Below are 1,234 nucleotides of genomic sequence, written 5' to 3'. Positions count from 1 at the left end.
GTCCCTGATAACACCATAAGTTGGACGGCTTATTTGCTAGCAAAACAAACAGGTCTACCTTTGATTACTAATTTTCAAGACTGGTGGCCGCGTGGTCAGTTTACTTTGCCTTTAGAAAAACCCTATGTGCCTGTCCGGAAGATTCTTGAACAGCGATTCCGAAAAATGTATCGGGATAGTGCTATAGCTTTTTGCACTAGTGCTGGGATGAGACAGCGATTGGGCGATCACCCCAATGCACCAGTACTTTTTCCCTGTCCAGCGCCACGGGATAAATCTGTCGCACCCAAATGGCAACCTCCATCAGGTGAGCGTCCATTACGCTTAATTTATGCAGGTACCATTATTAACGCTTATGGCAGAAGTGTCCTGAATCTAGCCAAAGCCCTGCGCCACCGACTAGAATTTGAGTTTCATGTTTATGGTCCCCATCCTGATTGGTCGGCTAGCAATCGTCAGTGGATGGAAGCAGAAGGGGTTTATCGAGGATTATTGCCTCATGATGAGTTGAAGGGCAAATTGCGTGAGGCAGATGTATTTTTAGTGGTGATGAGTTTTGAACCACAGCTACGATTGATGATGGAAACTAGCTTTACCACTAAATTTCTGGAATATTCACAGTACGGTAAGCCCATTATTGTATGGGGACCAGAATACTGTCAGCCGGTTCAGGTGGCAAGAACGGAAGGGGCAGGTTTAGCGGTCACCTCTAATGATGTTGAACGGGTTGTCGGCACTCTTAGAACACTTCAGGAATCTGAGAAATGGCATACCTTAGCAAAAGGAGCGTGGAACGCAAGTAATACTATTTTTAATCCAGATGAGATACATGGTACCTTGACCAGCTCGATATACCAGTTATTAGGTAACACAGAATTGTCCGGTAAACCCGTTATTCAGTGTATCTAAAAAAAACAATGAAAATTGGACTTACAATTCGCACCTTTTATCCCAAATCAGGAGGATTACAAGCTCATGCAGAAAGGCTTATTCGTGAGCTAGAAAATCACGGACATGAGGTAGTGATTGCAACCCGCTCTATCTCCCATACCCCTTCATTTCAAGACTTTTTCTTTTTTTCGGAGTTGGTATCTCAGACTCGTATTAACGGACTGAAGGTTTGTGTGTTAGGATCGGAAGGGCGCAGTGTAGGGAAAGGGGGTAGATCTCGGTGGTAGCCGAATCATTAAAAAAAAAAAAAAAGAGAGAAGAGGGTAGCGGGGGCTGGGTATAC

Annotated in this window: 2 protein-coding genes; both read left to right on the top strand. The window is 44.5% G+C overall.

Features of this window, described 5'->3' with window-relative positions:
- The coding region (locus F6K49_RS50470; RefSeq protein WP_293110420.1) for a hypothetical protein at positions 1 to 909 on the top strand (909 nt) is incomplete at its 5' end.
- A gap of 8 nt (positions 910 to 917) precedes the next feature.
- Positions 918 to 1,178: a hypothetical protein gene (locus F6K49_RS50465; RefSeq protein ID WP_293110418.1), complete on the top strand. Its 261-nt coding sequence runs from the start codon at positions 918 to 920 to the stop codon at positions 1,176 to 1,178.
- Positions 1,179 to 1,234 lie beyond the last annotated feature (56 nt).

It is taken from the genome of Moorena sp. SIO3I6 (genome assembly GCF_010672095.1).
Note: the sequence above shows the minus strand (reverse complement) of the source record. Positions and strands in the feature narration are given on the sequence as shown.